20 protein-coding genes and 1 pseudogene are annotated in these 24,980 nt (G+C 58.3%); 5 read left to right on the top strand and 16 right to left on the bottom strand.

Going from position 1 to position 24,980, the window contains the following annotated elements; genetic code table 11:
* Window positions 1-116: 116 nt before the first annotated feature.
* The 14 genes and pseudogenes from JJD74_RS23800 to mtnA form a co-directional block, all read right to left on the bottom strand.
* Window positions 117-479 (bottom strand): annotated as a pseudogene (locus JJD74_RS23800) (sugar nucleotidyltransferase); the annotation flags it as partial.
* Window positions 476-1,369, bottom strand: coding sequence for a dTDP-4-dehydrorhamnose reductase (gene rfbD, locus JJD74_RS23795; protein WP_200616961.1), 894 nt, complete (start codon window positions 1,367-1,369; stop codon window positions 476-478). The gene rfbD and the pseudogene JJD74_RS23800, both read right to left, overlap by 4 nt.
* Window positions 1,369-2,442 carry a dTDP-glucose 4,6-dehydratase gene (rfbB, locus tag JJD74_RS23790; protein WP_200616960.1) on the bottom strand — a complete coding sequence of 358 codons (1,074 nt, stop codon included), beginning with the start codon at window positions 2,440-2,442 and terminating at the stop codon, window positions 1,369-1,371. The genes rfbD and rfbB overlap by 1 nt, the downstream gene beginning before the upstream one ends.
* A gap of 223 nt (window positions 2,443-2,665) precedes the next feature.
* Window positions 2,666-2,905 carry a lipopolysaccharide assembly protein LapA domain-containing protein gene (locus JJD74_RS23785; RefSeq protein WP_200616959.1) on the bottom strand — a complete coding sequence of 80 codons (240 nt, stop codon included), beginning with the start codon at window positions 2,903-2,905 and terminating at the stop codon, window positions 2,666-2,668.
* 27 nt (window positions 2,906-2,932) lie between these two features.
* Window positions 2,933-3,229, bottom strand: a complete 297-nt coding sequence (ihfB, locus tag JJD74_RS23780) for an integration host factor subunit beta (RefSeq protein ID WP_003189779.1) — start codon at window positions 3,227-3,229, stop codon at window positions 2,933-2,935.
* 150 nt (window positions 3,230-3,379) lie between these two features.
* Window positions 3,380-3,658 (bottom strand): hypothetical protein, encoded by a 279-nt coding sequence (locus JJD74_RS23775; RefSeq protein WP_200616958.1) that lies wholly within the window; start codon window positions 3,656-3,658, stop codon window positions 3,380-3,382.
* 192 nt (window positions 3,659-3,850) lie between these two features.
* Window positions 3,851-5,533 (bottom strand): 30S ribosomal protein S1, encoded by a 1,683-nt coding sequence (gene rpsA / locus JJD74_RS23770; RefSeq protein ID WP_007908431.1) that lies wholly within the window; start codon window positions 5,531-5,533, stop codon window positions 3,851-3,853.
* A gap of 119 nt (window positions 5,534-5,652) precedes the next feature.
* Window positions 5,653-6,342: a (d)CMP kinase gene (gene cmk, locus JJD74_RS23765; RefSeq protein ID WP_047302446.1), complete on the bottom strand. Its 690-nt coding sequence runs from the start codon at window positions 6,340-6,342 to the stop codon at window positions 5,653-5,655.
* Window positions 6,339-8,546 (bottom strand): bifunctional prephenate dehydrogenase/3-phosphoshikimate 1-carboxyvinyltransferase, encoded by a 2,208-nt coding sequence (locus tag JJD74_RS23760; RefSeq protein WP_234451851.1) that lies wholly within the window; start codon window positions 8,544-8,546, stop codon window positions 6,339-6,341. The genes cmk and JJD74_RS23760 overlap by 4 nt, the downstream gene beginning before the upstream one ends.
* Before the next feature lie 28 nt (window positions 8,547-8,574).
* Window positions 8,575-9,687: a histidinol-phosphate transaminase gene (hisC, locus tag JJD74_RS23755; RefSeq protein WP_047302448.1), complete on the bottom strand. Its 1,113-nt coding sequence runs from the start codon at window positions 9,685-9,687 to the stop codon at window positions 8,575-8,577.
* Between the two features lie 12 nt (window positions 9,688-9,699).
* Window positions 9,700-10,794 carry a prephenate dehydratase gene (gene pheA, locus JJD74_RS23750; protein WP_200616956.1) on the bottom strand — a complete coding sequence of 365 codons (1,095 nt, stop codon included), beginning with the start codon at window positions 10,792-10,794 and terminating at the stop codon, window positions 9,700-9,702.
* Window positions 10,794-11,879, bottom strand: coding sequence for a 3-phosphoserine/phosphohydroxythreonine transaminase (gene serC, locus JJD74_RS23745; protein WP_200616955.1), 1,086 nt, complete (start codon window positions 11,877-11,879; stop codon window positions 10,794-10,796). Before serC ends, pheA begins: the two co-directional genes overlap by 1 nt.
* Before the next feature lie 231 nt (window positions 11,880-12,110).
* Window positions 12,111-14,885 carry a DNA gyrase subunit A gene (gene gyrA / locus JJD74_RS23740; RefSeq protein WP_042560364.1) on the bottom strand — a complete coding sequence of 925 codons (2,775 nt, stop codon included), beginning with the start codon at window positions 14,883-14,885 and terminating at the stop codon, window positions 12,111-12,113.
* Between the two features lie 424 nt (window positions 14,886-15,309).
* Window positions 15,310-16,386 (bottom strand): S-methyl-5-thioribose-1-phosphate isomerase, encoded by a 1,077-nt coding sequence (gene mtnA, locus JJD74_RS23735; RefSeq protein WP_047302451.1) that lies wholly within the window; start codon window positions 16,384-16,386, stop codon window positions 15,310-15,312.
* A 108-nt stretch (window positions 16,387-16,494) separates the two neighbouring features.
* Between mtnA and JJD74_RS23730 the strand changes: the two genes are divergently transcribed.
* The 5 genes from JJD74_RS23730 to JJD74_RS23710 all read left to right on the top strand — a co-directional run bounded on the left by JJD74_RS23730 (window position 16,495) and on the right by JJD74_RS23710 (window position 21,403).
* Window positions 16,495-17,829, top strand: a complete 1,335-nt coding sequence (locus tag JJD74_RS23730; protein ID WP_042560366.1) for a TRZ/ATZ family hydrolase — start codon at window positions 16,495-16,497, stop codon at window positions 17,827-17,829.
* Between the two features lie 58 nt (window positions 17,830-17,887).
* A complete protein-coding gene (ubiG, locus tag JJD74_RS23725) occupies window positions 17,888-18,586 on the top strand; it encodes a bifunctional 2-polyprenyl-6-hydroxyphenol methylase/3-demethylubiquinol 3-O-methyltransferase UbiG (RefSeq protein ID WP_200616954.1) in 699 nt (232 codons plus the stop codon).
* Between the two features lie 4 nt (window positions 18,587-18,590).
* Window positions 18,591-19,262 carry an N-acetylmuramic acid 6-phosphate phosphatase MupP gene (mupP, locus tag JJD74_RS23720; RefSeq protein ID WP_042560368.1) on the top strand — a complete coding sequence of 224 codons (672 nt, stop codon included), beginning with the start codon at window positions 18,591-18,593 and terminating at the stop codon, window positions 19,260-19,262.
* Between the two features lie 112 nt (window positions 19,263-19,374).
* On the top strand, window positions 19,375-20,115 hold the full coding sequence (locus JJD74_RS23715) for a YciK family oxidoreductase (RefSeq protein ID WP_200616953.1): 741 nt from the start codon (window positions 19,375-19,377) through the stop codon (window positions 20,113-20,115).
* Between the two features lie 361 nt (window positions 20,116-20,476).
* Complete coding sequence (locus JJD74_RS23710) at window positions 20,477-21,403, top strand: GGDEF domain-containing protein (RefSeq protein ID WP_042560370.1); 927 nt, start codon at window positions 20,477-20,479, stop codon at window positions 21,401-21,403.
* 136 nt (window positions 21,404-21,539) lie between these two features.
* On the opposite strand, the gene JJD74_RS23705 is transcribed toward JJD74_RS23710, so the two are convergent.
* Together JJD74_RS23705 and JJD74_RS23700 are read right to left on the bottom strand one after the other, a co-directional pair.
* Window positions 21,540-22,301 (bottom strand): TenA family transcriptional regulator, encoded by a 762-nt coding sequence (locus JJD74_RS23705; protein WP_215729693.1) that lies wholly within the window; start codon window positions 22,299-22,301, stop codon window positions 21,540-21,542.
* A gap of 79 nt (window positions 22,302-22,380) precedes the next feature.
* Complete coding sequence (locus JJD74_RS23700) at window positions 22,381-24,840, bottom strand: EAL domain-containing protein (RefSeq protein ID WP_200616951.1); 2,460 nt, start codon at window positions 24,838-24,840, stop codon at window positions 22,381-22,383.
* Window positions 24,841-24,980 lie beyond the last annotated feature (140 nt).

Here is a 24,980-nt window from a genome sequence, read left to right as displayed (position 1 = left end):
TGAGTCAGCTGCCGGTAATGCGTAGTCATCTGCGCTTGAATCCTTCGGTGTGAGAGCCTGGATTCTACCGGTGGCTGGCTCTCTGCCTCTCGTTTCAAGCGTTGCGCTTATTCTATGAATTCAGGCCCGTAAAAAATATTGTCGCCGAGAATCAAGCAGCAAGGGTCGTCACCAATGAAATCTTCACCAATGATAAACGCCTGGGCGAGGCCGTCCGGGCTTGGCTGTTCTGCATAACTCAACTCAATGCCATACAGACTGCCATCCCCCAGCAACTTACGGAAATTAGGCAAATCATCAGGCGTGGAAATGATCAGGATTTCACGCATGCCCGCCAGCATCAGCACCGACAACGGGTAAAAAATCATCGGTTTATCGTAAATCGGTAGCAACTGTTTGGACACGCCGAGCGTTACAGGGTGCAACCGTGTACCGGAGCCACCAGCCAGAATGATGCCTTTGCGGTTTGTCTTGATCATTTATTCAGAATTTCCGTGAGCATTCGGGATACACCACTTTGCCAATCCGGCAAGTATAGAGAAAAGGCGTCGCACAGCTTCCGAGTATTCAAACGCGAGTTCAACGGGCGGCGAGCGGCAGTTGGATAGCCGCTCGCCTCGATTGGATTGATTGCCGTAACGGCATACTCTTCACCGTGGGCGCGGGCAAAATCAATCACAAATGTGGCATAGCCGTACCAGGAAACCTCACCACCCGCTGCCAAGTGATAGATGCCGGCCAACTCCGAAGACACCATGACGCGCCGAATCGCCAGCGCTGTAACATCGGCGATCAGCTCAGCCCCTGTCGGCGAACCAAGCTGATCCACGACAGCGCTAAGCGTTTCCCGCTCTTTTGCCAGGCCCATCATCGTCTTGGCAAAATTTTTGCCGCGCGCGCCATAAACCCAACTGGTACGAAATAGCAGATATTTGCAGCCTGAGGCGACGATTGCACACTCACCCGCCGCCTTACTGGCGCCGTACTGATTGAGCGGGTCGACTGCATCGGTTTCCACCCAAGGGATGGACCCCTGACCATTAAAGACGTAATCGGTCGAATAATGAATCAACAATGCACCCAGTGCAGCGGCCTCTTCGGCCAAAACTTGGCTAGCCAGGCCGTTCACACAATCTGACAGCTGTATGTCAACCTCAGCCTTGTCGACCGCGGTGTACGCTGCGGCATTCACAATAACATCAGGGCGCATTCTGCGGACGGTGTCGCGTAGCCCGACCAGATTGGACAGATCCCCACAGAGCCCATCTGCACCATGGCGATCGAGAGCGATTACCTGCCCAAGTGGAGCGAGGGATCGCTGCAGTTCCCATCCGACTTGGCCATTTTTTCCCAACAACAGTATCTTCATCACTGGCCCAAGCGATCCATGTAGTTCTGGTCAATCCACTGCTGGTAACTGCCGCTCTTAACATGGGCAACCCACTGCATATTGTCCAGATACCACTCCACCGTTTTACGGATTCCGGTTTCGAAGGTTTCCTGCGGCGTCCAGCCCAGCTCGCGCTGCATCTTGCTGGCATCGATTGCGTACCGCAAGTCATGGCCTGGACGATCCTGAACGTAAGTGACGAGGCTGGCATGGGGGCGATGAGGCGAATCCGGACACAGCTCATCGAGCAAGGCACATAACGTATGCACCACTTCAATGTTCTGCTTCTCGTTGTGGCCGCCAATGTTATAGGTTTCCCCGATAACACCCTGCGTCAAGACTTTGTAGAGGGCGCGTGCGTGATCTTCCACATAGAGCCAGTCACGGACCTGATCGCCTTTGCCATACACCGGCAATGGCTTGCCCTCCATAGCATTGAGGATGATTAGTGGGATTAACTTCTCCGGGAAGTGGCAAGGACCATAGTTGTTCGAGCAATTAGTCACCAGCGTCGGCAAACCATACGTGCGTGACCAAGCGCGAACCAGGTGATCGGAACTGGCTTTACTGGCTGAGTACGGCGAGCTTGGCTGATACGGCGTTTCTTCGGTAAAAAGTTCTTCCGTCCCTTCCAAGTCGCCGTAAACCTCATCCGTAGAGATATGGTGAAATCGGAAAATCGCTTTACGCCCATCATCCAGCGCCATCCAGTAATGGCGCGCAGCTTCCAGCAAGGTGTATGTGCCAATGATATTGGTCTGAATGAACTCGGACGGACCTGAAATGGAGCGGTCGACATGGGACTCTGCGGCCAGGTGCATTATTGCATCCGGCTGATGAACGCGCAGAACACGCTCGATCTGCTCGCGCTCACAGATATCTACACGCTCGAAGGCATAACGAGGGTCGTGACTGACTTGCGCCAGAGATTCGAGGTTACCGGCATACGTCAGTTTATCGACGTTCACTACGGAGTCGGATGTATTGGAAATGATATGACGGATAACTGCCGAGCCAATAAACCCGGCGCCGCCGGTAACTAGAATTTTCACGCGAAACGATACCCTTGAGCTGCGGACAGAGCCAACAACGAGCGCTGTCTAATCCATGAATGCAGAAGCCATCAAGCAGTGGCATCCGTCAGAGTCAGTCTGAAACGACATGCAATAAGGCACTATCGAACAAGGGCCGCATTTTACAGCTTAATGATGGTTTTACTAATGGATAAAGACAGGCTGGGGCGCAATTTCGACAGATGCCCTGCACCTGTCGCTCTCAGACCAGTCGTTTACGCGCGGCTCTGGAGGAACGCCCCAAGAACCAACCAAGTACTGGCCCAATCAACATACCGATGAGCAACGCCAGTACGACGACCAACGAGACTGGCAACTGCGGACCAGACAGCCCAAGAAACAACAAAGACACCGACTGCTGATTCTCAAGAACAAACGCCAGAATCACCATCACCAGCAAAAGAATAAAAACGCCGAGAAGTATGCGCTTCAAGTTACGCATGACCAGCCCCCTGAAAAATAGCCACTGTCAAACCCCCTCCTCCTCTTCCTCGTTCACCCGATCGCGCAATTCTTTGCCCGGCTTGAAGTGCGGAACGAATTTACCGTCCAGACTGACGGACTGGCCGGTCTTGGGATTGCGACCAACGCGCGGCGCGCGATAGTGCAGGGAGAAGCTGCCGAATCCACGGATCTCGATGCGATCACCGGTGGCCAGGCATTGGGACATTTGTTCAAGCATGGTCTTGATGGCCAGCTCCACATCCTTGGATGAGAGTAGCCCTTGATGGGTGACAATTCGTTCGATCAACTCCGACTTCGTCATATTTTTCCCTTCTTTTTCAAGCAGCTAGATCAGCGCTTGAAAGGTTTTAGCACGCCCGGAAGATTTTGAACAGCCCAGGGATTGACATATCTTCCTACGCGTCGATACGCGCATTTTCATGAGATCAACACCCGACCGGATCATGCGAGATTAGCGACAGATCACCAGCATGGTTCGAGTCACGAAGCCCGCAGGGTTGAAGCCGAACGGATATTCATCCTCATCCTCGGCATCGTCGGATCGTGTAATCACTTTGTAGCCTGCTCCCTTGCACTCCTTCGCTGCACGCTTTTGGCACTTCTCCCAGCCAGAGCCCAGCCCTGAGCAGTCGACCTCGATACCACTGACGCCGCGCACGGCATGGGTCTTCGCACTTGTGGTGCAACCTGCCAACGCCAGCACCACTGCAACGACAATAAACTTGTTCATCCACTTCCTTATGCCAGGCCATGCCTGACGACTACACGCTTAAGACCAGCTTAGTCGTGAATAGACGATTGATCCGATTAAAGAAACAGACCTACGAGCAAAGGAATTGGTTTCACGCGCTGAAGCGTCGCATCAAATCGCAGGCACAAAAAAGGGCGACCGAAGTCGCCCTTTTTAATGATCAAGCAGAACTTAGTTCTGTTTGGCCATTGCCTGGCGCAGCAGTGCCGCCATGGTGGTGTCGCCAGCAGGAGCTTCTTCAGCCTTCAGGCTTTGGATAGCTTCTTTCTCTTCAGCATCGTCTTTCGACTTGATGGAGAGCTGGATTACGCGGCTCTTGCGGTCAACGCTGATGATCTTGGCTTCTACTTCCTGGCCTTCTTTCAGAACGTTGCGCGCGTCTTCAACGCGGTCACGGCTGATTTCGGAGGCTTTCAGAGTCGCTTCGATATCGTCGGCCAGAACGATGATGGCGCCTTTGGCGTCAACTTCTTTCACAGTGCCTTTAACGATGGCGCCTTTGTCGTTCTCTTGAACGTACTCAGAGAACGGGTCGCTTTCCAGTTGCTTGATACCCAGGGAGATACGCTCGCGCTCTGGGTCAACCGACAGGATAACGGTGTCCAGCTCGTCGCCCTTCTTGAAACGACGAACAGCTTCTTCGCCAACTTCGTTCCAGGAGATGTCGGACAGGTGAACCAGGCCGTCGATGCCGCCGTCCAGACCAATGAAGATACCGAAATCGGTGATCGACTTGATGGTGCCGGAGATTTTATCGCCCTTGTTGAACTGGCCAGAGAAATCTTCCCATGGGTTAGATTTGCACTGCTTGATGCCCAGGGAGATACGACGACGCTCTTCGTCGATGTCCAGAACCATAACTTCCACTTCGTCGCCGACTTGTACGACTTTCGAAGGGTGGATGTTCTTGTTGGTCCAGTCCATTTCGGAAACGTGTACCAGACCTTCAACGCCTTCTTCCAGCTCAGCGAAGCAGCCGTAGTCGGTCAGGTTGGTTACACGAGCGGTAACGCGAGTGCTTTCTGGGTAACGGGCTTTGATAGCAACCCATGGATCTTCGCCCAGCTGCTTCAGGCCCAGGGAAACACGATTGCGTTCGCGATCGTACTTCAGAACCTTAACGTCGATTTCATCACCAACGTTGACGATCTCGGAAGGATGCTTGATGCGCTTCCAGGCCATGTCGGTGATGTGCAGCAGGCCGTCCACGCCACCCAGATCGACGAATGCGCCGTAATCGGTGAGGTTTTTGACGATACCTTTGACTTGCTGGCCTTCCTGCAGGGATTCCAGCAGAGCTTCACGCTCGGCGGAGTTCTCGGCTTCCAGGACGCTGCGACGGGAAACGACAACGTTGTTGCGCTTCTGGTCCAGCTTGATGACCTTGAATTCCAGCTCTTTGCCTTCCAGGTGCGTGGTGTCGCGCACTGGACGGACGTCAACCAGGGAACCTGGCAGGAACGCACGGATGCCGTTAACGTCGACAGTGAAGCCGCCTTTAACCTTACCGTTGATAACGCCCTTGACCACTTCCTCGGCTGCGAAGGCAGCTTCCAGAACGATCCAGCATTCAGCGCGCTTGGCTTTTTCACGGGACAGCTTGGTTTCACCGAAACCGTCTTCAACCGAGTCCAGAGCAACGTGAACTTCGTCACCGACATTGATAGTCAGATCGCCAGCGTCGTTGTAGAACTGCTCAAGCGGGATGAGTGCTTCAGACTTCAGGCCAGCGTGAACGGTTACCCAGCGAGCTTGGTAATCGATATCAACGATAACACCGGTGATGATGGAGCCTGCCTGAAGGTTCAGGGTTTTTAGGCTTTCTTCAAAGAGTTCCGCAAAGCTTTCGCTCATTTTAATTCCTGTAAATGAGGGCGAAGGATACGCCCATCTCCACACCCCAGACGGTGTGGGTTAGTTTCATATAGAAGAAGCGCCGCAGGACTATGACTGGTCCCCTGCGACCTTCTTGGTCACCCGGCGATATCGCGAATGGCGATCTCGCTCATGATGCGTTCAAGCACCTGATCGATGGACAACTCCGTGGAATCCAGCTGTATGGCATCAGCCGCCGGCTTGAGCGGGGCTACTGCGCGCTGGGTGTCACGCTCATCGCGTGCACGGATCTCATCTAGCAGACTCGACAGACTAACACCCTCGACTTTGCCCTTCAACTGCAAATATCGACGGCGCGCCCTCTCCTCGGCACTGGCGGTCAGGAAAATCTTCAGCGGTGCGGTCGGAAAAACCACCGTGCCCATGTCGCGACCATCGGCCACCAGACCCGGCGCCTCCTGGAACGCGCGTTGACGCTGCAGCAGCGCCTCGCGTACGGCGGGCAATGCAGCCACTTGAGAGGCGCCGGAACCGACGCTTTCAGTGCGAATGACATCGCTGACTTCGTCACCTTCCAGAATGATGCGCTGCAGTTGACCGTCGGTCGCCGCGATGAACTGCACATCCAGATGAGCGGCAAGTTTCTTCAGCAGCTCTTCATTGGTCAGGTCGACACCGTGATTGTGCGCAGCAAACGCCAGCAAGCGGTAAAGCGCACCGGAATCCAGCAGATTCCAGCCCAGACGCTTTGCCAGAATCCCGGCTACAGTGCCTTTGCCCGAGCCGCTTGGCCCATCAATGGTGATGACCGGTGCAATGTTTTTCACGACTGAGCCTCTTGTGCCACACGAATGCCGACCTGAGCGCACAGCGCGAGGAAGTTCGGGAACGATGTCGCGACGTTGGCGCAATCATGGATGCGAATCGGCGCGGTAGCGCGCAAAGACGCAACACTGAAAGCCATGGCAATGCGGTGATCGCCGTGACCATGCACTTCGCCGCCACCGATCTGGCCGCCGTCGATGATGATGCCGTCCGGGGTCGGTTCGCACTTGACGCCCAGCGCCAGCAAACCGTCCGCCATGACCTGGATACGATCCGATTCCTTGACCCGCAGCTCTTCGGCGCCGGTCAGCACCGTGCGCCCTTCGGCACAGGCAGCGGCCACGAACAGCACCGGGAACTCGTCGATGGCCAGCGGAACCAGCTCCTCCGGAATCTCGATACCCTTGAGCTTAGCTGCTCGCACGCGCAGGTCAGCCACTGGCTCGCCGCCGACTTCACGCTGGTTTTCCAGCGTGATGTCCGCGCCCATCAGGCGCAGGATGTCGATGACACCGGTACGGGTCGGATTGATACCGACGTGCTCGAGCACCAGCTCGGAGCCTTCGGCGATCGAAGCCGCCACCAGGAAAAACGCTGACGACGAGATATCGCCCGGCACTTCGATATGAGTTGCGGTCAGCTTGCCGCCGGACTCGACCGAAGCCGTCGCGCCTTCAACGCTCACCGGGTACCCGAAGCCACGCAGCATGCGCTCGGTGTGGTCGCGGGTTGGCGCAGGCTCGGTGACAGTGGTCTTGCCTTCAGCGTACAGACCCGCCAGCAGCAGGCAGGATTTCACCTGAGCGCTGGCCATCGGCATGGTGTAGGTCAGGCCTTTGAGTTTGTGCCCGCCACGAATAGTCATCGGTGGACGACCTTCAGCAGCAGTTTCGATCACGGCGCCCATTTCACGCAGCGGATTGGCCACGCGATTCATCGGACGCTTGGACAGCGAAGCATCGCCGGTCAGGGTGCTGTCGAAATTCTGCGCCGCCAACAGGCCGGACAGCAGACGCATCGATGTACCGGAGTTGCCCAGATAGATCGGGCCCGGCGCAGGCTTCAGGCCATGCAGGCCGACACCGTGAATGGTCACGCGACCATGATGCGGGCCTTCGATGACCACGCCCATGTCGCGGAACGCCTGCAAGGTTGCCAGGGCGTCTTCGCCCTCAAGGAAACCTTCGACTTCGGTGACGCCTTCGGCCAGCGAACCGAGCATGATCGAGCGGTGGGAAATCGATTTATCGCCCGGTACGCGAATCCGACCGGACAGGCGGCCACCAGGTTGAGCCAGGAAGATCAGATCGTTGGAATTCATAGCGTCCACATAGGCCCTGCGGGCCAGGATTTTACTGAAATGCTCACGGGCAACCCGGGCGCGAGTGAAAACGCCCAACAATTGGTGCCCATCCCCTGCATCGACCGCGTCGCGCAAGGCGTCGAGGTCGCTGCGAAATGTATCGAGTGTGCGCAGAACAGCCTCGCGGTTGGCGAGGAAGATGTCGTGCCACATCACCGGGTCGCTTCCGGCGATTCTTGTGAAATCGCGAAAACCACCGGCAGCGTAACGGAAGATCTCAAGGTTTTCATTGCGCTTGGCCAACGAGTCGACCAGACCGAAGGCCAGCAGATGCGGCAAATGACTGGTTGCGGCCAGCACTTCATCGTGACGCTCGACCTGCATGTGCTCGACGTCAGCCCCCAATTCGCGCCACAACCGATCAACGATCGCCAGCGCAGCCGGATCGGTTTGCTCAAGCGGCGTCAGGATCACTTTATGACGACGGAACAGTTCGGCATTGGAGGCTTCCACCCCACTCTGCTCGGAGCCGGCAATCGGATGGCCCGGCACGAACCGCGCAGGCATGCCGCCAAACACCTCGGTCGCCGCGCGCACCACATTGCCTTTGGCGCTGCCGACATCAGTCAGAATCGCCTGACCCAGATCCATGCTCGCCAAACGCGCGAGGACTTTTTCCATGGCCAGAATCGGCACCGCCAACTGAATCACGTCAGCGCCCAGGCACGCAGCCATCAGATCGTCTTCACAGCGATCCACCACACCCAACTCGACCGCCAGCTTGCGCGATTGCGGATCGAGATCGACCCCGACCACTTCGCGGCAAACACCGCTTTCACGCAAGCCTTTGGCAAACGAACCACCGATCAACCCCAGACCGACCACCACAAGGCGACCGATCATAGGTGCAGCAGATTGCAGCGCAGTGACATCACCCACGAGCCAGAACCTTGCGCAGCGCTTCAAGGAAACGGCTGTTTTCGGCCGGCAGACCAATGGTGATCCGCAGGTGATTCGGCATGCCGTAATTAGCCACCGGACGCACGATCACACCTTCGGCCAGCAACCCCTGGAACACCGGAGCCGCCACCTGAGCGAGATCGACGCAGATAAAGTTGCCTTTGGACTCGATCCAGCCCAGACCCAGCTCACGGAAACCCGCTTGCAACTGCTGCATGCCGGACTCGTTGAGCTGACGGCTTTGTGCCAGGTACTCCTCGTCTTTCAACGCCGCACAGGCAGCCGCAAGGGCCAGGCTGTTGACGTTGAATGGCTGGCGAACACGGTTCAGCACGTCCGCCACTACCGGAGTCGACAAACCATAGCCGACGCGCAATGCCGCCAAGCCATAAGCCTTGGAGAAGGTGCGCGAAACCAGCAGGTTCGGATACGCCGCGAGGAAATCCAGACCATCCGGCAAGTCGCTGCCTTCGGCGTACTCGATGTAGGCCTCATCCAGGACCACCAGCACATGCTCCGGAACATCCTGCAGGAACTCGTCCAGCGCTTCAGCGCCGAACCAGGTACCGGTCGGGTTGTTCGGATTGGCGATAAACACCACGCGAGTGTTGGCATCGATGGCCGCCAGCATCGCAGGCAGGTCATGCCCCCAATCCTTGGCCGGCACCACTTTGGCTTGAGCGCCGACCGCTTGAGTGGCAATCGGGTACACCGCGAACGCATGCTCGCTGAACACGGCGTTGAGGCCTGGCGCCAGATAGGCACGCGCCACCAGCTCAAGAATGTCGTTTGAGCCGTTGCCCAGGGTGACCTGATTCAGCTCGACGCGGCACTGCTCGGCCAGCAAGGACTTCAGCGCAAAGCCGTTGCCATCGGGATAACGAGTCAGCTCGGCCAGCTCTTCACGGATCGCCGCCAAGGCTTTTGGACTGGCACCCAGCGGGTTTTCGTTGCTCGCCAGCTTGACGATTTTTGCCGGGTCCAGACCCAGCTCGCGCGCCAGTTCGTCCACAGGCTTACCCGGAACGTAAGGCGAAAGTTGTTGCACGCCCGGCTGTGCCAGAGCGAGGAAATTGCCACTCATTACTACCGCCCCTTACAGAACTGCTTTCGGGTAGGAACCCAGCACTTTGAGTGCTACAGCTTCCTGACTGATCTTTTCCAGTACACCTTTGATCAACGGATCACGGTGATGGCCAACGAAGTCGATGAAGAACACGTAGGTCCATTTGCCGCTGCGCGACGGCCGGGTTTCGATGCGGGTCAGGTCGATCCCGTTGTCATGGAACGGCACCAGCAACTCGTGGAGCGCGCCGGGCTTGTTGCTCATGGACACGATGATCGAGGTTTTGTCGTCGCCGGTTGGCGGTACTTCCTGGTTACCGATCATCAGGAAGCGCGTGGAGTTGTCCGGACGATCTTCGATCTTCTCGGCCAGACGCGTCAGGCCATACAGACCGGCGGCCATGTCGCCGGCAATCGCCGCCGAATTCCACTCGCCCTTGACCCGCTTGGCCGCCTCGGCGTTGCTGGACACCGCCACGCGCTCGACATTCGGGTAATGCGCATCCAGCCACTTGCGGCACTGGGCCAGCGACTGAGCATGGGAATAGATGCGGCTGATGCTGTCGGTCTTGGTGTTTTCACCGACCAACAGGTGATGGTGAATGCGCAGCTCGACTTCGCCACAGATCACCATGTCGTGTTCGAGGAAGCTGTCGAGGGTGTGATTGACCGCGCCTTCGGTGGAGTTTTCCACCGGCACCACGCCAAAATTCACCGCACCGGCCGCCACTTCACGGAACACTTCGTCGATCGCCGCCATCGGCTTGCTGATCACCGCGTGACCGAAGTGCTTCAAGGCCGCAGCCTGAGTGAAGGTGCCTTCAGGGCCGAGGTAAGCCACTTTAAGCGGCTGCTCCAGCGCGAGGCACGAAGACATGATTTCGCGGAACAACCGCGCCATTTCTTCGTTGCCCAACGGCCCTTGATTGCGCTCCATCACTCGCTTGAGTACCTGGGCTTCGCGCTCAGGACGATAGAACACCGGCACTTCGCCTTCGGCCAGCGAGGCCATCTTTACTCGCGCAACTTCCTGGGCGCAACGCGCACGCTCACTGATCAGCTCCATGACTTTGGTGTCCAGAGCGTCAATGCGAACGCGCAGTGCCTTGAGTTCTTGCTCGGACATCAGCCGTGTTCCTTCTCGAATTCAGCCATGTACGCCACCAGCGCGTTAACGGCGGTGATGTCGACGGCGTTATAGATGGAGGCGCGCATGCCGCCCACAGAGCGGTGGCCCTTGAGGTTGAGCAGACCACGCTCTTCGGCACCGATCAGGAACGGCTTGTCGAGACGATCATCGGCCAGACGGAACGGCACGTTCATCCACGAGCGATCCGACTTGTTGATCGGGTTGCTGTAGAGACCGCTGGCGTCGATGAAGTCGTACAGCGTGCGCTGCTTGGCATCGTTCAGCTTGGCGATGGCTTCGACACCACCCTGCTCTTTCAGCCACTGGAACACCAGACCGGACAGATACCAGGCCAGCGTCGGCGGCGTGTTGTACATCGAGCCGTTGTCGGCCGCGACCTTGTAGTCAAGCATGGTCGGGCACAGCGCACGGGCCTTGCCCAGCAGGTCTTCACGAATGATGTTGACGACGATGCCGCTCGGACCAATGTTCTTTTGTGCGCCGGCATAGATCATGCCGAAACGCGAGACATCGACTGGACGCGACAGAATGTCCGAAGACATGTCAGCGACCAGCGGCACGTCGCCGACTTCCGGAATCCACTGGAATTCCAGACCGCCAATGGTCTCGTTCGGGGCGTAGTGAACGTAAGCGGCGTCTTTCGACAGGTTCCACTCGTTCTGGCCGGGGATGGCGAAATAGTCGTAAGGCTTGGCGGTCGCGGCGACGTTGACATGGCCGTAACGCGAGGCTTCTTCGATGGCTTTTTGCGACCAGATACCGGTGTCGATGTAGTCGGCCGAGCCGCCCTCAGGCAGCAGGTTCAGTGGAATCTGTGCAAATTGCTGGCTGGCGCCACCTTGCAGAAACAGCACTTTATAGTTCGACGGGATATTCAGCAGGTCACGCAGATCCTGCTCGGCCTGGGTGGCAATGGACACGAACTCATCGCTGCGATGGCTCATTTCCATGACCGACAAGCCCTTGCCATGCCAATCAAGGAGTTCACCCTGGGCGCGCTGCAGGACAGCTTCAGGAAGCGCCGCAGGACCGGCGCAGAAGTTATAGGCTCGCTTGCTCACATCCAATCTCGCTCTGATTTGGTGGTATCACGCAATAAATCACACTATTGATCAACACGGCCCTGTGGGAGCGAGCCTGCTCACGAACGCATCACCGCGGTGCTTCGCAGGTACCGCAGCGCCTGCTTTCGCGAGCAGGCTCGCTCCCACAGGGGATCTCCATGATGTCGAAAATTCATACCGGACAAATAACAAGGGGGCGAATTCTCATCCGCCCCCTCGCTTGTCCGCTTATTCTTGCGGTTCTTCGTCTGCTGCGGCGTCGAGTTGCTGGTCTTCGACTGCGTCGTCGATCACGACATTGCCTTCGAACTCCTCGCCCTCTTCACCTTCGAGCTCTTCACCTTCGACTTCCGAAGGCTCCTGAACCCGCTCCAGGCCGACCAGGGTTTCATCCTTGGCCAGTTTGATCAGCGTGACACCTTGAGTGTTACGACCCAGGCTCGACACTTCGTCGACACGGGTTCGCACCAGCGTGCCCTGATCGGAGATCAGCATGATCTCTTCGCCGTCCTGCACCTGAACCGCACCGACCAGACGGCCGTTACGTTCGTTGCTGACCATGGCGATAACGCCCTGACCGCCACGCTTGTACTCAGGGAACTCGGTGATGGCGGTACGCTTTCCATAACCGCGCTCGGAAGCGGTGAGAATCTCGCTGCCTTCTTCCGGGATCAGCATGGAAATCAGCTTCTGACCTTCCGGCAGACGCATACCACGCACACCGCGGGCGGTACGGCCCATGGCGCGAACTTCGGATTCCTTGAAGCGAGTGACCTTGCCGCCGTCGGAGAACAGCATGATCTCCTGCTCGCCGTCGGTGACGGCCGCGGAAATCAGGATGTCGCCTTCGTCCAGCTCCAGCGCGATCAGACCAACGCTACGCTGACGGCTGAAGGCCACCAGCGGGGTCTTCTTGACGGTACCGTTGGCGGTCGACATGAAGATGAACGGCGCCTTCTTGCGATCAGCCGCCTTGATGCGCGCGCGGCGCTCTTCGTCGGTCTCGTTGCTGTTTTCGATTTCTTCTACATCAGCCTCGGCGCCTTCGGCTTCTTCTTCGTCAGCCTGACGCTTCATGGCTTCGAGATCGACCGGCAGCATGGTGGTGATGTATTCGCCCTCGCTCAATGGCAAGAGGTTGACCAGCGGACGACCACGGGCAGCGCGGGACGCTTCCGGGATCTCGTAGGTCTTGAGCCAGTACACCTTGCCCTTGCTGGAGAACAGCAGCAGCGTGGTGTGGCTGTTGGCAACCAGCAGGTGAGCGATGTAGTCCTCATCCTTGACGCCGGTCGCCGATTTGCCTTTACCGCCACGACGTTGAGCCTGGTACGCAGCCAATGGCTGGGTCTTGGCGTAGCCACCGTGGGAAATGGTCACGACGCGCTCTTCTTCCGGGATCATGTCACCCAGGGTCAGATCGAGGCGTGCATCGAGAATTTCGGTACGACGCACATCGCCGTATTCGGCACGGATCACTTCCAGCTCTTCGCGGATCACTTCCATCAAGCGCACGGCGCTGTTGAGGATGCGGATCAGCTCGCCGATCTGGTTGAGGATCTCTTGATACTCGGCCAGCAGTTTCTCGTGTTCCAGACCGGTCAGACGGTGCAGACGCAGTTCCAGAATGGCTTGCGCCTGCTCTGGCGACAGGAAGTATTTGCCTTCACGCAGACCATATTGCGGATCGAGCGTCTCAGGACGGCACGAATCAGCACCGGCGCGCTCAACCATCGCGACCACGGCGGAGGATTCCCACGCGGTCTTGATCAGCGCTTCCTTGGCTTCCGACGGGGTCGGCGAAGCCTTGATCAGGGCGATCACCGGGTCGATGTTCGACAGGGCAACCGCTTGACCTTCAAGGATGTGGCCACGTTCACGGGCTTTACGCAGTTCGAACACGGTACGGCGGGTGACGACTTCGCGGCGGTGACGGACGAAGGCTTCCAGCAGATCCTTGAGGTTAAGGATCCGCGGACGGCCGTCGATCAGCGCGACGATGTTGATGCCGAACACCGCTTGCAGCTGGGTCTGGGCGTAGAGGTTGTTGAGGATCACCTCAGGCACTTCACCGCGACGCAGCTCGATCACGACGCGCATACCGTCCTTGTCGGACTCGTCGCGCAGCTCGGTGATGCCTTCAAGCTTCTTCTCTTTAACCAGCTCGGCGATCTTCTCGATCAGACGCGCCTTGTTCAACTGGTAAGGAAGTTCGGTGATGACGATCTGCTGACGGCCACCGACCTTGTCGATGTCCTCGATGATCGAGCGGGCACGCATGTAAATGCGCCCGCGACCGGTGCGGTAGGCTTCGATGATGCCGGCGCGACCGTTGATGATCGCGGCGGTCGGGAAGTCCGGACCGGGGATGTATTGCATCAGTTCATCGACGGTCAGCTCAGGGTTGTCGATGAGCGCCAGGCAACCGTCGATGACTTCACCGAGGTTGTGCGGCGGAATGTTGGTCGCCATGCCCACGGCGATACCGCTGGAGCCGTTGACCAGCAGGTTGGGAATCCGCGTCGGCATGACCGCCGGGATCATCTCGGTGCCGTCGTAGTTCGGCACCCAGTCCACGGTTTCCTTGTGCAGGTCGGCCAGCAGCTCGTGCGCCAGTTTGGTCATGCGCACTTCGGTGTATCGCATGGCCGCGGCGTTGTCGCCGTCCACCGAACCGAAGTTGCCCTGACCGTCGACCAGCAGGTAGCGCAGGGAGAAAGGCTGAGCCATGCGGACGATGGTGTCGTACACCGCAGTATCACCGTGCGGGTGATACTTACCGATCACGTCACCGACAACACGGGCAGATTTCTTGTACGGCTTGTTGTAGTCGTTGCCCAGCTCGCTCATCGCGAACAGTACGCGACGGTGCACGGGCTTGAGGCCATCGCGCGCATCCGGCAGTGCACGGCCGACGATCACGCTCATCGCGTAGTCGAGGTAGGACTGCTTCAGCTCGTCTTCGATATTGACCGGGAGGATTTCTTTGGCCAGTTCGCCCATGAGAAGCCTGATTCCTTTTTCTGGTGAAACTTCGTCATATCCATGTGGGAGCAACGAAGCTCGTCGGGCACGGCAGAGTGCCGTGCGCCGACTTACGACAAATCAACATTCCGGAGAGTGGATTTGCGCAGTAAAGACAGCTCCGTGGAGCGGCCTCGGAAAACGCCGGATGTTATCACAAAGGCCGCCACGCACCTATCCCCCAGACGCGCATGGAGCATAGTTAGTTGACTGGTGACAGGCTTAACGGGGACGAGAGAGGCTCAGAGCTTCTTTGAATGCAGAATTCGGGCTTGGTTTGAGGATGTTTATTGACTTTTAGGGCTTCATCGCTGGCAAGCCAGCTCCCACAGGATCGGCGGCGAGCACAAAACCTGTGGGAGCGAGCCTGCTCGCGAAGAGGTCAACGCAAACGTCAAGCCAATCAATGCAGGCGCTTGCGGCACATCAACTGGGCCATTTTCGCCGTATCCGGCCGCTCGACGATGCCCTTTTCGGTAACGATCGCATCGATCAGATCCGCCGGTGTCACATCAAACACCGGGTTGAACGCCTCAACGTCAGCGCCAACACGCTTGCCGCCGACTTCCAGCAATTCGGCACCATCGCGCTCTTCAATCGGAATTTCGTCGCCGCTGGCCAGATTCATGTCGATGGTCGAACTCGGCGCCACCACCATGAAACGCACACCGTGATGCATGGCGTTGACCGCCAGTTGATAAGTGCCGATCTTGTTGGCCACGTCGCCATTGGCGGTGATCCGGTCAGCACCGACGATCACCCAGGTCACGCCTTTGGTTTTCATGATGTGCGCGGCGGCAGAATCGGCATTCAGGGTGACCGGGATGCCTTCGTTGGCCAGCTCCCATGCTGTCAGGCGCGAGCCCTGAAGCCACGGCCGGGTTTCGTCGGCATAAACGCGCTCGACCATGCCCTCGAGAAATGCCGCACGAATGACCCCAAGCGCCGTACCAAAACCACCCGTCGCCAGAGCGCCGGTATTGCAATGGGTGAGAATCGCCTGAGCGTTGCCCTGATGTTTGCGGATCAGATCGACGCCGAGCTGGGCCATGGTCAGGTTGGCCTCGCGATCACTTTCGTGGATGGCGATGGCCTCGGCTTCCAGTGCTGCCAGCGGATCGGCATTGCCTTTGAGGCGATCGAGCCGATCGTGCATGCGGCCCAGCGCCCAGAACAGGTTGACCGCCGTCGGCCGGGAATCGGCCAGCAGGGCAAAATCCTCTTCCAGCGCGGCGTACCAGTCGCCACCTTCGGCCACCCGCGTACGCGCCGCGAGGACGATGCCATAAGCCGCACTGATGCCGATCGCCGGTGCGCCCCGCACCACCATCGAACGGATCGCCTCGGCCACGCCGGCAGCGCTGGTGTAAGCGATCCAGGTTTCCTCGAACGGCAAAATACGCTGATCCAGCAGGTGGAGCGCGCCATCTCGCCAATCGATGGCCTTTACTTTCTCCGCAGCCAACAGTCGATCGCGCATCCCACACCCCGCACTCATGAACAAAAGCCGCCGATTATAGCGATCCCCCCGCGAAGACGCTCGGGTATACTTCGCCATCCTTTACAAAAGCACTGGAACCGACCCTCGATGCCGAAACCTGTCCTTGCGCTCGACTTATTATTGCTGCCAACCTGGCTGGTACCCGTCGAACCCGCAGGCGTTGTGCTCAAGGAGCATGGCCTGGGCATCCGCGACGGTCGCATCGTGTTTATCGGCCCGCGCAGCGACGCACTGAAGTGTAACGCCGCTGAAGTGCGCGAATTGCCCGGCGTCCTGCTCAGCCCCGGTCTGATCAACGCTCACGGCCATGCGGCAATGACGCTGTTCCGTGGCCTGGCCGATGATCTGCCGCTGATGACCTGGCTGGAAAACCACATCTGGCCGGCCGAAGCCAAATGGGTCGATGAAGACTTCGTTCGTGACGGTACCGATCTGGCCATCGCCGAGCAGATCAAGGGCGGCATCACCTGCTTTTCGGACATGTATTTTTTCCCCAAAGTCGCCAGCGAACGCGTGCATGACAGTGGCATTCGCGCGCAGATCGCCATTCCGATCCTCGACTTCCCGATTCCCGGCGCCTCCAGCGCCGATGAGGCCATTCGCCAAGGTGTCGAGCTGTTCGGCGATCTGAAGCATCACGAGCGCATCAAGATCACCTTCGGCCCTCATGCACCCTACACCGTCGGCGACGAAAATCTCGAGAAAATCCGCGTGATCGCCGAGGAGCTGGATGCGTCGATTCACATGCACGTCCACGAAACGGCGTTCGAAGTGCAGCAAGCGGTCGAGCAACGCGGTGAACGGCCGCTGGCCCGCCTAGGCCGACTGGGCCTGCTCGGGCCGCGCTTCCAGGCTGTGCACATGACGCAGATCAGCGATGACGACCTGGCGTTGCTGGTAGAAAGCAACACCAGCGTGATCCACTGCCCGGAATCGAACCTCAAACTGGCCAGCGGCTTCTGCCCGGTCGAGCGTTTGTGGCAGGCTGGTGTGAATGTCGCGGTCGGCACCGATGGTGCGGCGAGCAACAATGACCTCGACCTGCTTGGCGAAACCCGTACCGCAGCGCTACTGGCCAAAGCTGTCGCCGGTTCTGCCACTGCGCTCGACGCCCATCGTGCGTTGCGCATGGCCACGCTCAACGGTGCTCGGGCACTGGGAATCGAGGCGCAGGTTGGCTCGCTGGAAATCGGCAAAGCCGCGGACATCGTCGCCTTCGACCTGTCCGGCCTGGCGCAGCAGCCGATCTATGACCCGGTTTCGCAGCTTATATATGCCACCGGGCGCGATTGCGTGAAACACCTGTGGGTCGCCGGCAAACAACTGCTCGACGACCGCCGCCTGACGCGCATGGATGAACAGCAACTGGGCGCCACCGCCCGGGCTTGGGGCCAGCGCATCAGCGGCCACACCGAATCGTAAACACCTCGCAGCCAACCCGCGGGGCTACAGCCTTTTTCAAGTTTTAGAGGATTGAACCATGAGCAACGTCGACCACTCCGAAATCGCCAAATTCGAAGCCCTGGCCCATCGCTGGTGGGACCGTGAAAGCGAGTTCAAACCGCTGCACGACATCAACCCGCTGCGGGTCAACTGGATTGACGAACGGGTCAATCTGGCCGGCAAGAAAGTCCTCGACGTCGGTTGCGGCGGCGGCATCCTCAGTGAAGCCATGGCCCAGCGCGGTGCCACCGTCATGGGCATCGACATGGGCGAGGCGCCGTTGGCGGTCGCGCAGTTGCATCAACTGGAGTCCGGCGTCAGCGTCGAGTACCGCCAGATCACCGCCGAAGACCTGGCCGAGGAAACGCCCGAGCAGTTCGACGTCGTGACCTGCCTGGAAATGCTCGAACACGTGCCTGATCCATCGTCGGTCATCGCCGCTTGCTACCGCATGGTCAAGCCGGGCGGCCAGGTGTTCTTTTCGACCATCAACCGCAACCCGAAGGCGTACCTGTTCGCGATCATCGGCGCCGAATACATCATGAAGCTGCTGCCGCGCGGCACCCACGACTTCAAGAAATTCATTCGTCCGTCCGAGCTGGGTGCCTGGAGCCGCCTGGCCGGCCTGACCGTCAAGGACATCATCGGCCTGACCTACAACCCGCTGACCAAGCACTACAAACTGGCCAACGACGTTGACGTCAACTACATGATCCAGACCCTGCGCGAGGAATAAGCCGATGGCCATCAGAGCAGTTCTTTTCGACATGGACGGCACTCTGCTCGACACCGCGCCGGACTTCATTGCCATCTGCCAGGCGATGCGCGCGGATCGCGGCTTGCCGCCGATCAACGACAAGCACATCCGCGACGAGATTTCCGGTGGCGCCAAAGCCATGGTCGCGGTGACGTTCTCGATGGACCCGGAGTCGCCGGGCTTTGAGGAACTGCGTCTGGAGTTCCTTGAGCGCTACCTCGTCGGTTGCGCGGTGCACAGCAAACTGTTCGACGGCATGAGCGAACTGCTGGCCGACATCGAACAGGCCAACCTGATCTGGGGCGTGGTCACCAACAAGCCTGTGCGTTTCGCCGAGCCGATCATGCAGCAACTGGGGTTGGCCGAGCGCTCGGCGCTGCTGATCTGCCCGGATCACGTGAAGAACAGCAAGCCGGATCCGGAGCCGCTGATTCTCGCGTGCAAGATGCTTGATCTGGATCCATCGACCGTTCTGTTTGTGGGCGATGATCTGCGCGATATCGAGTCGGGGCGCGATGCCGGGACCAAAACGGCCGCGGTAACCTACGGCTACATCCATCCGGACGACAACCCGCGGCATTGGGGCGCGGATGTGGTGGTGGATCATCCGCTGGAGTTGCGCAAGGTGCTGGATAGCGCGCTCTGCAGCTGCTGATCAAAGTCAAAAGATCGCCGCCTGTGGCAGCTCCTACAGGGGAGTTATCCAACTCATGCAGGAGCTGCCGCAGGCGGCGATCTTTTAGCTATTAACGGATTGTGAGGTTTTTATGTTTGATTATTCCGCTCGCCCCGAATTGCTCAAGGATCGGGTCATTCTGGTCACCGGTGCCGGTCGTGGCATTGGCGCGGCCGCCGCGAAAACCTATGCCGCCCATGGCGCCACCGTGCTGCTGCTGGGCAAGACCGAAGCCAATCTGACGCAGGTCTACGACGAAATCGAAGCGGCCGGCCATCCGCAACCAGCAGTCATCCCCTTCAACCTCGAAACCGCCCTGCCCCATCAATACGATGAACTGGCAGCGATGATCGAGAACGAGTTCGGCCACCTCGACGGCCTCCTGCACAACGCCTCGATCATCGGCCCGCGCACGCCGATCGAGCAGTTGTCCGGGGAAAACTTCATGCGTGTCATGCAGGTCAACGTCAACGCCATGTTCATGCTGACCAGCACGCTGCTGCCGCTGCTCAAGCTGTCGCAGGATGCGTCGGTGGTGTTTACCTCCAGCAGCGTTGGTCGCAAGGGCCGTGCTTACTGGGGCGCGTACGGTGTGTCGAAATTTGCCACCGAAGGCCTGATGCAAACCCTGGCGGATGAGGTCGACGGCGTGGCGCCGGTGCGCTCCAACAGCATCAACCCGGGCGGCACCCGCACCAGCATGCGAGCACAGGCCTATCCCGGAGAAAACCCGCTGAACAATCCGACCCCGGAGGACATCATGCCGGTCTACCTCTACTTGATGGGCCCCGACAGCACCGGTATCAACGGCCAGGCATTCAACGCACAGTAATGCCATACGTCGCATTTGTAGCCGCGGCGGATTACTGCCGCGGCAGTCATTTGCCGCTATCGGCCGTCACAATAAAGTCAAATATCCAGCACCTCCCCTCCTCGCGATTTCACAAGCCATTGATTCATATGGGTTTAAATAAAACCGAACTGAATGGCACGACTTTCGCTCTAATTTCCCACAAAGCATGCCGTGTGAAGGCAGTGGGGCGAGGCCTGGTTCGATAGCTTACTAATCGTCATCAGGCAGACTAAACTTACGCCAAATGTCCTACGGGACTGATGGATCAGTACGACGCGCAGCCCATAGCCGCTCTCACCCAGCCTGTAAGACAGACTTACTGCTTAGGGGCTCACGCCACATGAAATCACCCTCCCAGACCAATGCAATTGACTTTGACAGTGCCAAATTGCAACGCCTGGGCTTCGGTCAGCTTCCTCCACTTCTGGAACGCCCGACCAGCCTGACGCAATTGCGCCAGCAAATGAGCCTGCAATTGCAAACCAGTCTCGAACCGCAACGCATACTCGGTCTGTTTTTCCGCGAGGTTCAACGCCTTGTGCCGCTTGACGCCTTGAGCTACGAGCACAAGGGCAGCGACTTGCGCCTGGAGTTCGGCGCACGCGGCCACCATTCCGTCAGCTACAGCCTGAGCCACGAAGGCGAGCACATGGGCGAAGTGGTGTTCCGCCGCAATCACCGCTTCAACGAGCAGGATCAGGGCAATCTCGAATCGCTACTGTCGTCGCTGCTATACCCGATGCGCAATGCCCTGCTGTACCGAGCAGCCACCCAGAGCGCGTTGCGTGATCCGCTGACCGGCGCCGGCAATCGCATCGCAATGGAGCAGACGCTGCAACGCGAGATCGAGATGTCTCGACGGCATGTGCAGCCGCTGTCGGTGTTGATGCTGGATATCGACCACTTCAAGCGCGTCAACGACAGTCACGGCCACAGCGCAGGAGATGACGTGCTTAAAGCCGTAGCTGCGTCGATCAAGAGCCAGTTGCGCAACGTCGACATGGTCTTTCGTTATGGCGGGGAAGAGTTTCTGATCATGCTGTCCAACACCAGCCGGGAAGCGGCAGCGATGGTTGGCGAGCGTCTGCGTTATGCGGCGCAAGCGGCAGAGTATTACGCCGATGGTCAACTGATCGAGCTGACGGTCAGCCTGGGTTGCTCCACCCTGCTACCGGGTGAATCGGCAGAAAGCCTGTTGCGCCGCGCGGACAGTGCGCTGTACGTGGCCAAGCGTGAGGGGCGTAATCGGTTGGCAATGGCGGGCTGAATCCTTCCAGACAGCACAAAACAGTGTGGGAGCGAGCCTGCTCGCGAAAGCGCTGTGTCAGTCAACCGAGTGCTGACTGACACGCCCTCTTCGCGAGCAGGCTCGCTCCCACATTAGCTTTTGGCGAAGCCGGTAATCAGTTTTCGAGCACGGCCCTGCGCTCACGGCTTACCAGCAAGCGTTCGGACGTTTCCAACTGCATGCACCGCTCCAGGAACAGGTACATGTAGTCGTAGCTCTTGCAGATGGCCTGACGCAATTCGATCTGCAAGGCCTCGCTCGGGCTCATGCCCGCCAGGGTGCAGATGATTTCCAGCGCCTCCCATGGGTGAGCATCGTCGTACTGGGCGTGCATCTTCAGCCATTTCATCGCACGCTTGCGATCCTCTTCAGGGAATGCCGCAGCGTACACGCCATTGGAACAGACCAGCGCCGACCACTCCCCGGTCGCGCCTTCGATGGCGTAGTTGGTTGCGGCGATGGCCACAATCAGTGAATCGGCGGAACTGGTATGCCAGCACCAATGACTCAAGGCATGCAGTTCAGGCGGCACATGCTGGGCCTGAAGATCTTCAAGGCTTACACCGTGCGCGCGACTCCAGTGCACCCAATAATCGGCGTGATTGAGTTCGACGCGAATGTTGCGCATCAGCCAGCGCCGCGCCATGTCTTCGCCGGGGTGACGGGCGAATCTGGTCTTGGTCAGGTTCTGCGCCATGTACAAGGCGAACTGCTCAACGACCGGCCAGCCCCCGATCAGGTACTGGCGCATGGTTTTGGCGCTGAGTTTGTTATCACGCATGCGCAGGTAAAGTTCATGTTCGACAACCCGGCGCTTGCTCTCGCTGCAATCATCTATCAGCTGCTGTGCCCAGCCTGGATAACTTGCGGCTTCCATGAGTGGTCCGGTTCGGTTGAATGTGTCGATCACTGTTCGGCTCCTTTTGATTTGTGATTGTAAGGATCGGCGAGAGATTTCAACGGAACGTGCCAGGCGCTTTGAATAACAGTGGTTGCGGTCTGGCGGGCCGACTTTGCAAACTGTTACAGGTAAACAATTGCGGACGCTCAATAACATAACCTTGTGCGTAATCCACACCAATTTCAAGCAATGCCTGCTCGATCTGAGTTGTTTCAACAAACTCGGCAATTGTCTGCTTACCCATGACATGCCCGATGTGATTGATCACTTCGACCATTGCGCGGTTAATCGGGTCGTCCAGCATATCCTTTACGAAACTCCCGTCGATCTTCAGGAAGTCTACAGGCAAATGTTTCAGATAAGCGAATGAAGACATTCCGGCACAAAAATCATCCAGAGAGAAGTAGCAACCTAAGCCTTTGAGTTCATTAATAAATCTAATTGCACTGCCCAAGTTTGAAATTGCACTGGTTTCAGTAATTTCAAAACAAATCATTTCAGGCGGTATTGAATAGTTAACAAACTGCTCGCGCAGAAAGTTCAAAAACGCGTCATCTCCTATAGTAATGCCTGACAGATTAATCGCACACATCGCTAATGGGCCTTCATGTTCTTGCGCAATACATTGAGCAATCACCTTGAACACGTTTTGCACTACCCAGCGATCCAGCTGACTCATCAAGCCATAACGTTCTGCAGCAGGAATGAAACTGTCGGGCAGAATCATTCGCCCGGCTTCATCATGCAGACGCAGGAGAATCTCAATGTGCCCGCCCTTGCCCTCACTTGGTTTGAGGGGGGAGATTTCCTGGGCAAAGAGGCAAAAACGGTCCTCTTCCAGCGCCATGTGCAAACGCTGCACCCAAGCCATTTCACCGAAGCGCAGCGACAGTTCGGAGTCGTCGGCGTGATAGACCTGCACCCGGTTGCGGCCCTTTTCCTTGGCCATGTAGCAGGCCATATCTGCTGCTCGCAGCGAGGTTTCGAGGGTCGTCGGGATTTGCGTGATATGCACCAGGCCGATACTGACCGTGGTCTGGAATGGTCGCCCTTTCCATACAAAATGCAGGTTCTGCACGGTATGACGCAGTACCTCGGCAATTTTCTCCGCCGCCTCCGGCGAGCAGTTCTGCAGCAGAATACCGAACTCGTCACCGCCAAGCCGCGCCAGCGTATCGCCCTCGCGCAGGCCTGATTGCAGCAGCGTGCAGATGTGTCGCAACAGTTCATCGCCCGCCGCATGGCCGCAGGTGTCGTTGACCAGTTTGAACTGGTCCAGATCGAGGAACATCAATGCGTGCCGCCCCGCTTGCCGCGTAAGGGTGTGCAGCGCCTGCTCCAGGCGATATTCGAACTCGCGGCGGTTGGCCAGCCCCGTCAGTGCATCGTGGGTGGCCTGCCAGGAGAGATTGGCGATGTATTGGCGTTCCTGGGTCATGTCGTGCAGCACCAGCACCGTGCCGCTGACCTTGCCCGCATTGCGGATCGGCGCGCCCACCAGCGTCACCGACAACGTGCTGCCGTCCAGGCGCTGGATCAGCTTTGAGTGTTCGCTGCCGCCACCGAGTTGACCGCTGAGAATGTGTTCGATCAGCGTCAGACCTTCGGCCTGGGCGTTGTCATCAAGCAAATTGAACAGCGCCGCCAGCGGCAGACCGGCGGCCTGTTCGGCTTTCCAGTGGGTCATGGCTTCGGCGGCGGGGTTCATGTAATCGATGGCCCCCGTCACGTCGGTGGTGATGACGCCATCGCCGATCGATTGCAGGGTGACCTGCGCGCGATCCTTTTCCAATTGCAGCGCCTCGGCAAAGGCGTGGCGCTGCTTGAGCAATTTCTGGGTGCGCAACAAGGCCAGCACGATCAGCCCCAGTGCCGTGGCCAGGTTGATCGCCAGCAACAGTCGCAGGATCATCCGCGAGCCTTCGCCCAAGGCATCACTGAAGGCTTTCGCCGCCGGAGTCACGGCATCATTGATCGCAAAGATCTGCGCCTTCCAGCGCAGGATATCGGCACTGCTGGCGGTATTCTCGGAAATACTGCGGTGCATCTCGCGCGCGAGATCATCCAGCTCGATCAGATAAGCGTCACCCACCGTCCAGCGGTCGATGGCAGTCTCCAGGTAACTGAAATGACGGAAGTTGAGGTACAGCCAGATCACGCTGGAGACGTCGTCCGGATGGTTGCCACCCTTGAGGATGCCTTCGCGCGCAGCGGCCAGGTCCGGCGGTTGGCGGTCCAGCGCCAGACGCAGCTGATGACCGCCCTGGGGGACGCCAATCGCGGTCTGGTATTTGAGGAATATCTTTTCGTCGCGACTGTCTGCGTACAGATTGAGGTAGTAGATGGCATCTTTCTGGCCCTTGGACCAGAGACTTTCCCCCGCAACGTAGCCGCGAACGGCCGACAGCACGTAAAGGCTCACGCCCCCCAATAACGCTTGAAACAACACGACGGCAATAAATGGCCAGACGATGCCCAACAATCGTGGCGTTCCGAAAGTCCGCTTTTGCTCCATGAGATCCCTTGCGCAAGTACTGCCAGATGAACAACCGGAAAATCCTGCTCCTGACAGCTCAGCCTAGGCTAATTTTTGATATGCCAAAGGGACAGCTCGCCCGTCTGCAACGCTGATCGTGCAACCGACTGATCTTTAGA

It is taken from the genome of Pseudomonas sp. MF6776, from assembly GCF_016613125.1.
In the GTDB taxonomy this organism is placed as follows: Bacteria; Pseudomonadota; Gammaproteobacteria; order Pseudomonadales; family Pseudomonadaceae; genus Aquipseudomonas; species Aquipseudomonas iridis.
This window is presented reverse-complemented; position numbering and strand designations above follow the sequence as displayed.

Excerpts from the sequence above, each read along its gene's own strand:
- rfbD (WP_200616961.1), bottom strand. The coding sequence starts at position 1,369 with ATGAAGATACTGTTGTTGGGAAAAAATGGCCAAGTCGGATGGGAACTG.
- JJD74_RS23785 (WP_200616959.1), bottom strand. The coding sequence starts at position 2,905 with ATGCGTAACTTGAAGCGCATACTTCTCGGCGTTTTTATTCTTTTGCTG.
- ihfB (WP_003189779.1), bottom strand. The coding sequence starts at position 3,229 with ATGACGAAGTCGGAGTTGATCGAACGAATTGTCACCCATCAAGGGCTA.
- JJD74_RS23775 (WP_200616958.1), bottom strand. The coding sequence starts at position 3,658 with ATGAACAAGTTTATTGTCGTTGCAGTGGTGCTGGCGTTGGCAGGTTGC.
- rpsA (WP_007908431.1), bottom strand. The coding sequence starts at position 5,533 with ATGAGCGAAAGCTTTGCGGAACTCTTTGAAGAAAGCCTAAAAACCCTG.
- JJD74_RS23760 (WP_234451851.1), bottom strand. The coding sequence starts at position 8,546 with ATGATCGGTCGCCTTGTGGTGGTCGGTCTGGGGTTGATCGGTGGTTCG.
- hisC (WP_047302448.1), bottom strand. The coding sequence starts at position 9,687 with ATGAGTGGCAATTTCCTCGCTCTGGCACAGCCGGGCGTGCAACAACTT.
- pheA (WP_200616956.1), bottom strand. The coding sequence starts at position 10,794 with ATGTCCGAGCAAGAACTCAAGGCACTGCGCGTTCGCATTGACGCTCTG.
- gyrA (WP_042560364.1), bottom strand. The coding sequence starts at position 14,885 with ATGGGCGAACTGGCCAAAGAAATCCTCCCGGTCAATATCGAAGACGAG.
- mtnA (WP_047302451.1), bottom strand. The coding sequence starts at position 16,386 with ATGCGCGATCGACTGTTGGCTGCGGAGAAAGTAAAGGCCATCGATTGG.
- JJD74_RS23730 (WP_042560366.1), top strand. The coding sequence starts at position 16,495 with ATGCCGAAACCTGTCCTTGCGCTCGACTTATTATTGCTGCCAACCTGG.
- ubiG (WP_200616954.1), top strand. The coding sequence starts at position 17,888 with ATGAGCAACGTCGACCACTCCGAAATCGCCAAATTCGAAGCCCTGGCC.
- mupP (WP_042560368.1), top strand. The coding sequence starts at position 18,591 with ATGGCCATCAGAGCAGTTCTTTTCGACATGGACGGCACTCTGCTCGAC.
- JJD74_RS23715 (WP_200616953.1), top strand. The coding sequence starts at position 19,375 with ATGTTTGATTATTCCGCTCGCCCCGAATTGCTCAAGGATCGGGTCATT.
- JJD74_RS23710 (WP_042560370.1), top strand. The coding sequence starts at position 20,477 with ATGAAATCACCCTCCCAGACCAATGCAATTGACTTTGACAGTGCCAAA.
- JJD74_RS23705 (WP_215729693.1), bottom strand. The coding sequence starts at position 22,301 with ATGGAAGCCGCAAGTTATCCAGGCTGGGCACAGCAGCTGATAGATGAT.
- JJD74_RS23700 (WP_200616951.1), bottom strand. The coding sequence starts at position 24,840 with ATGGAGCAAAAGCGGACTTTCGGAACGCCACGATTGTTGGGCATCGTC.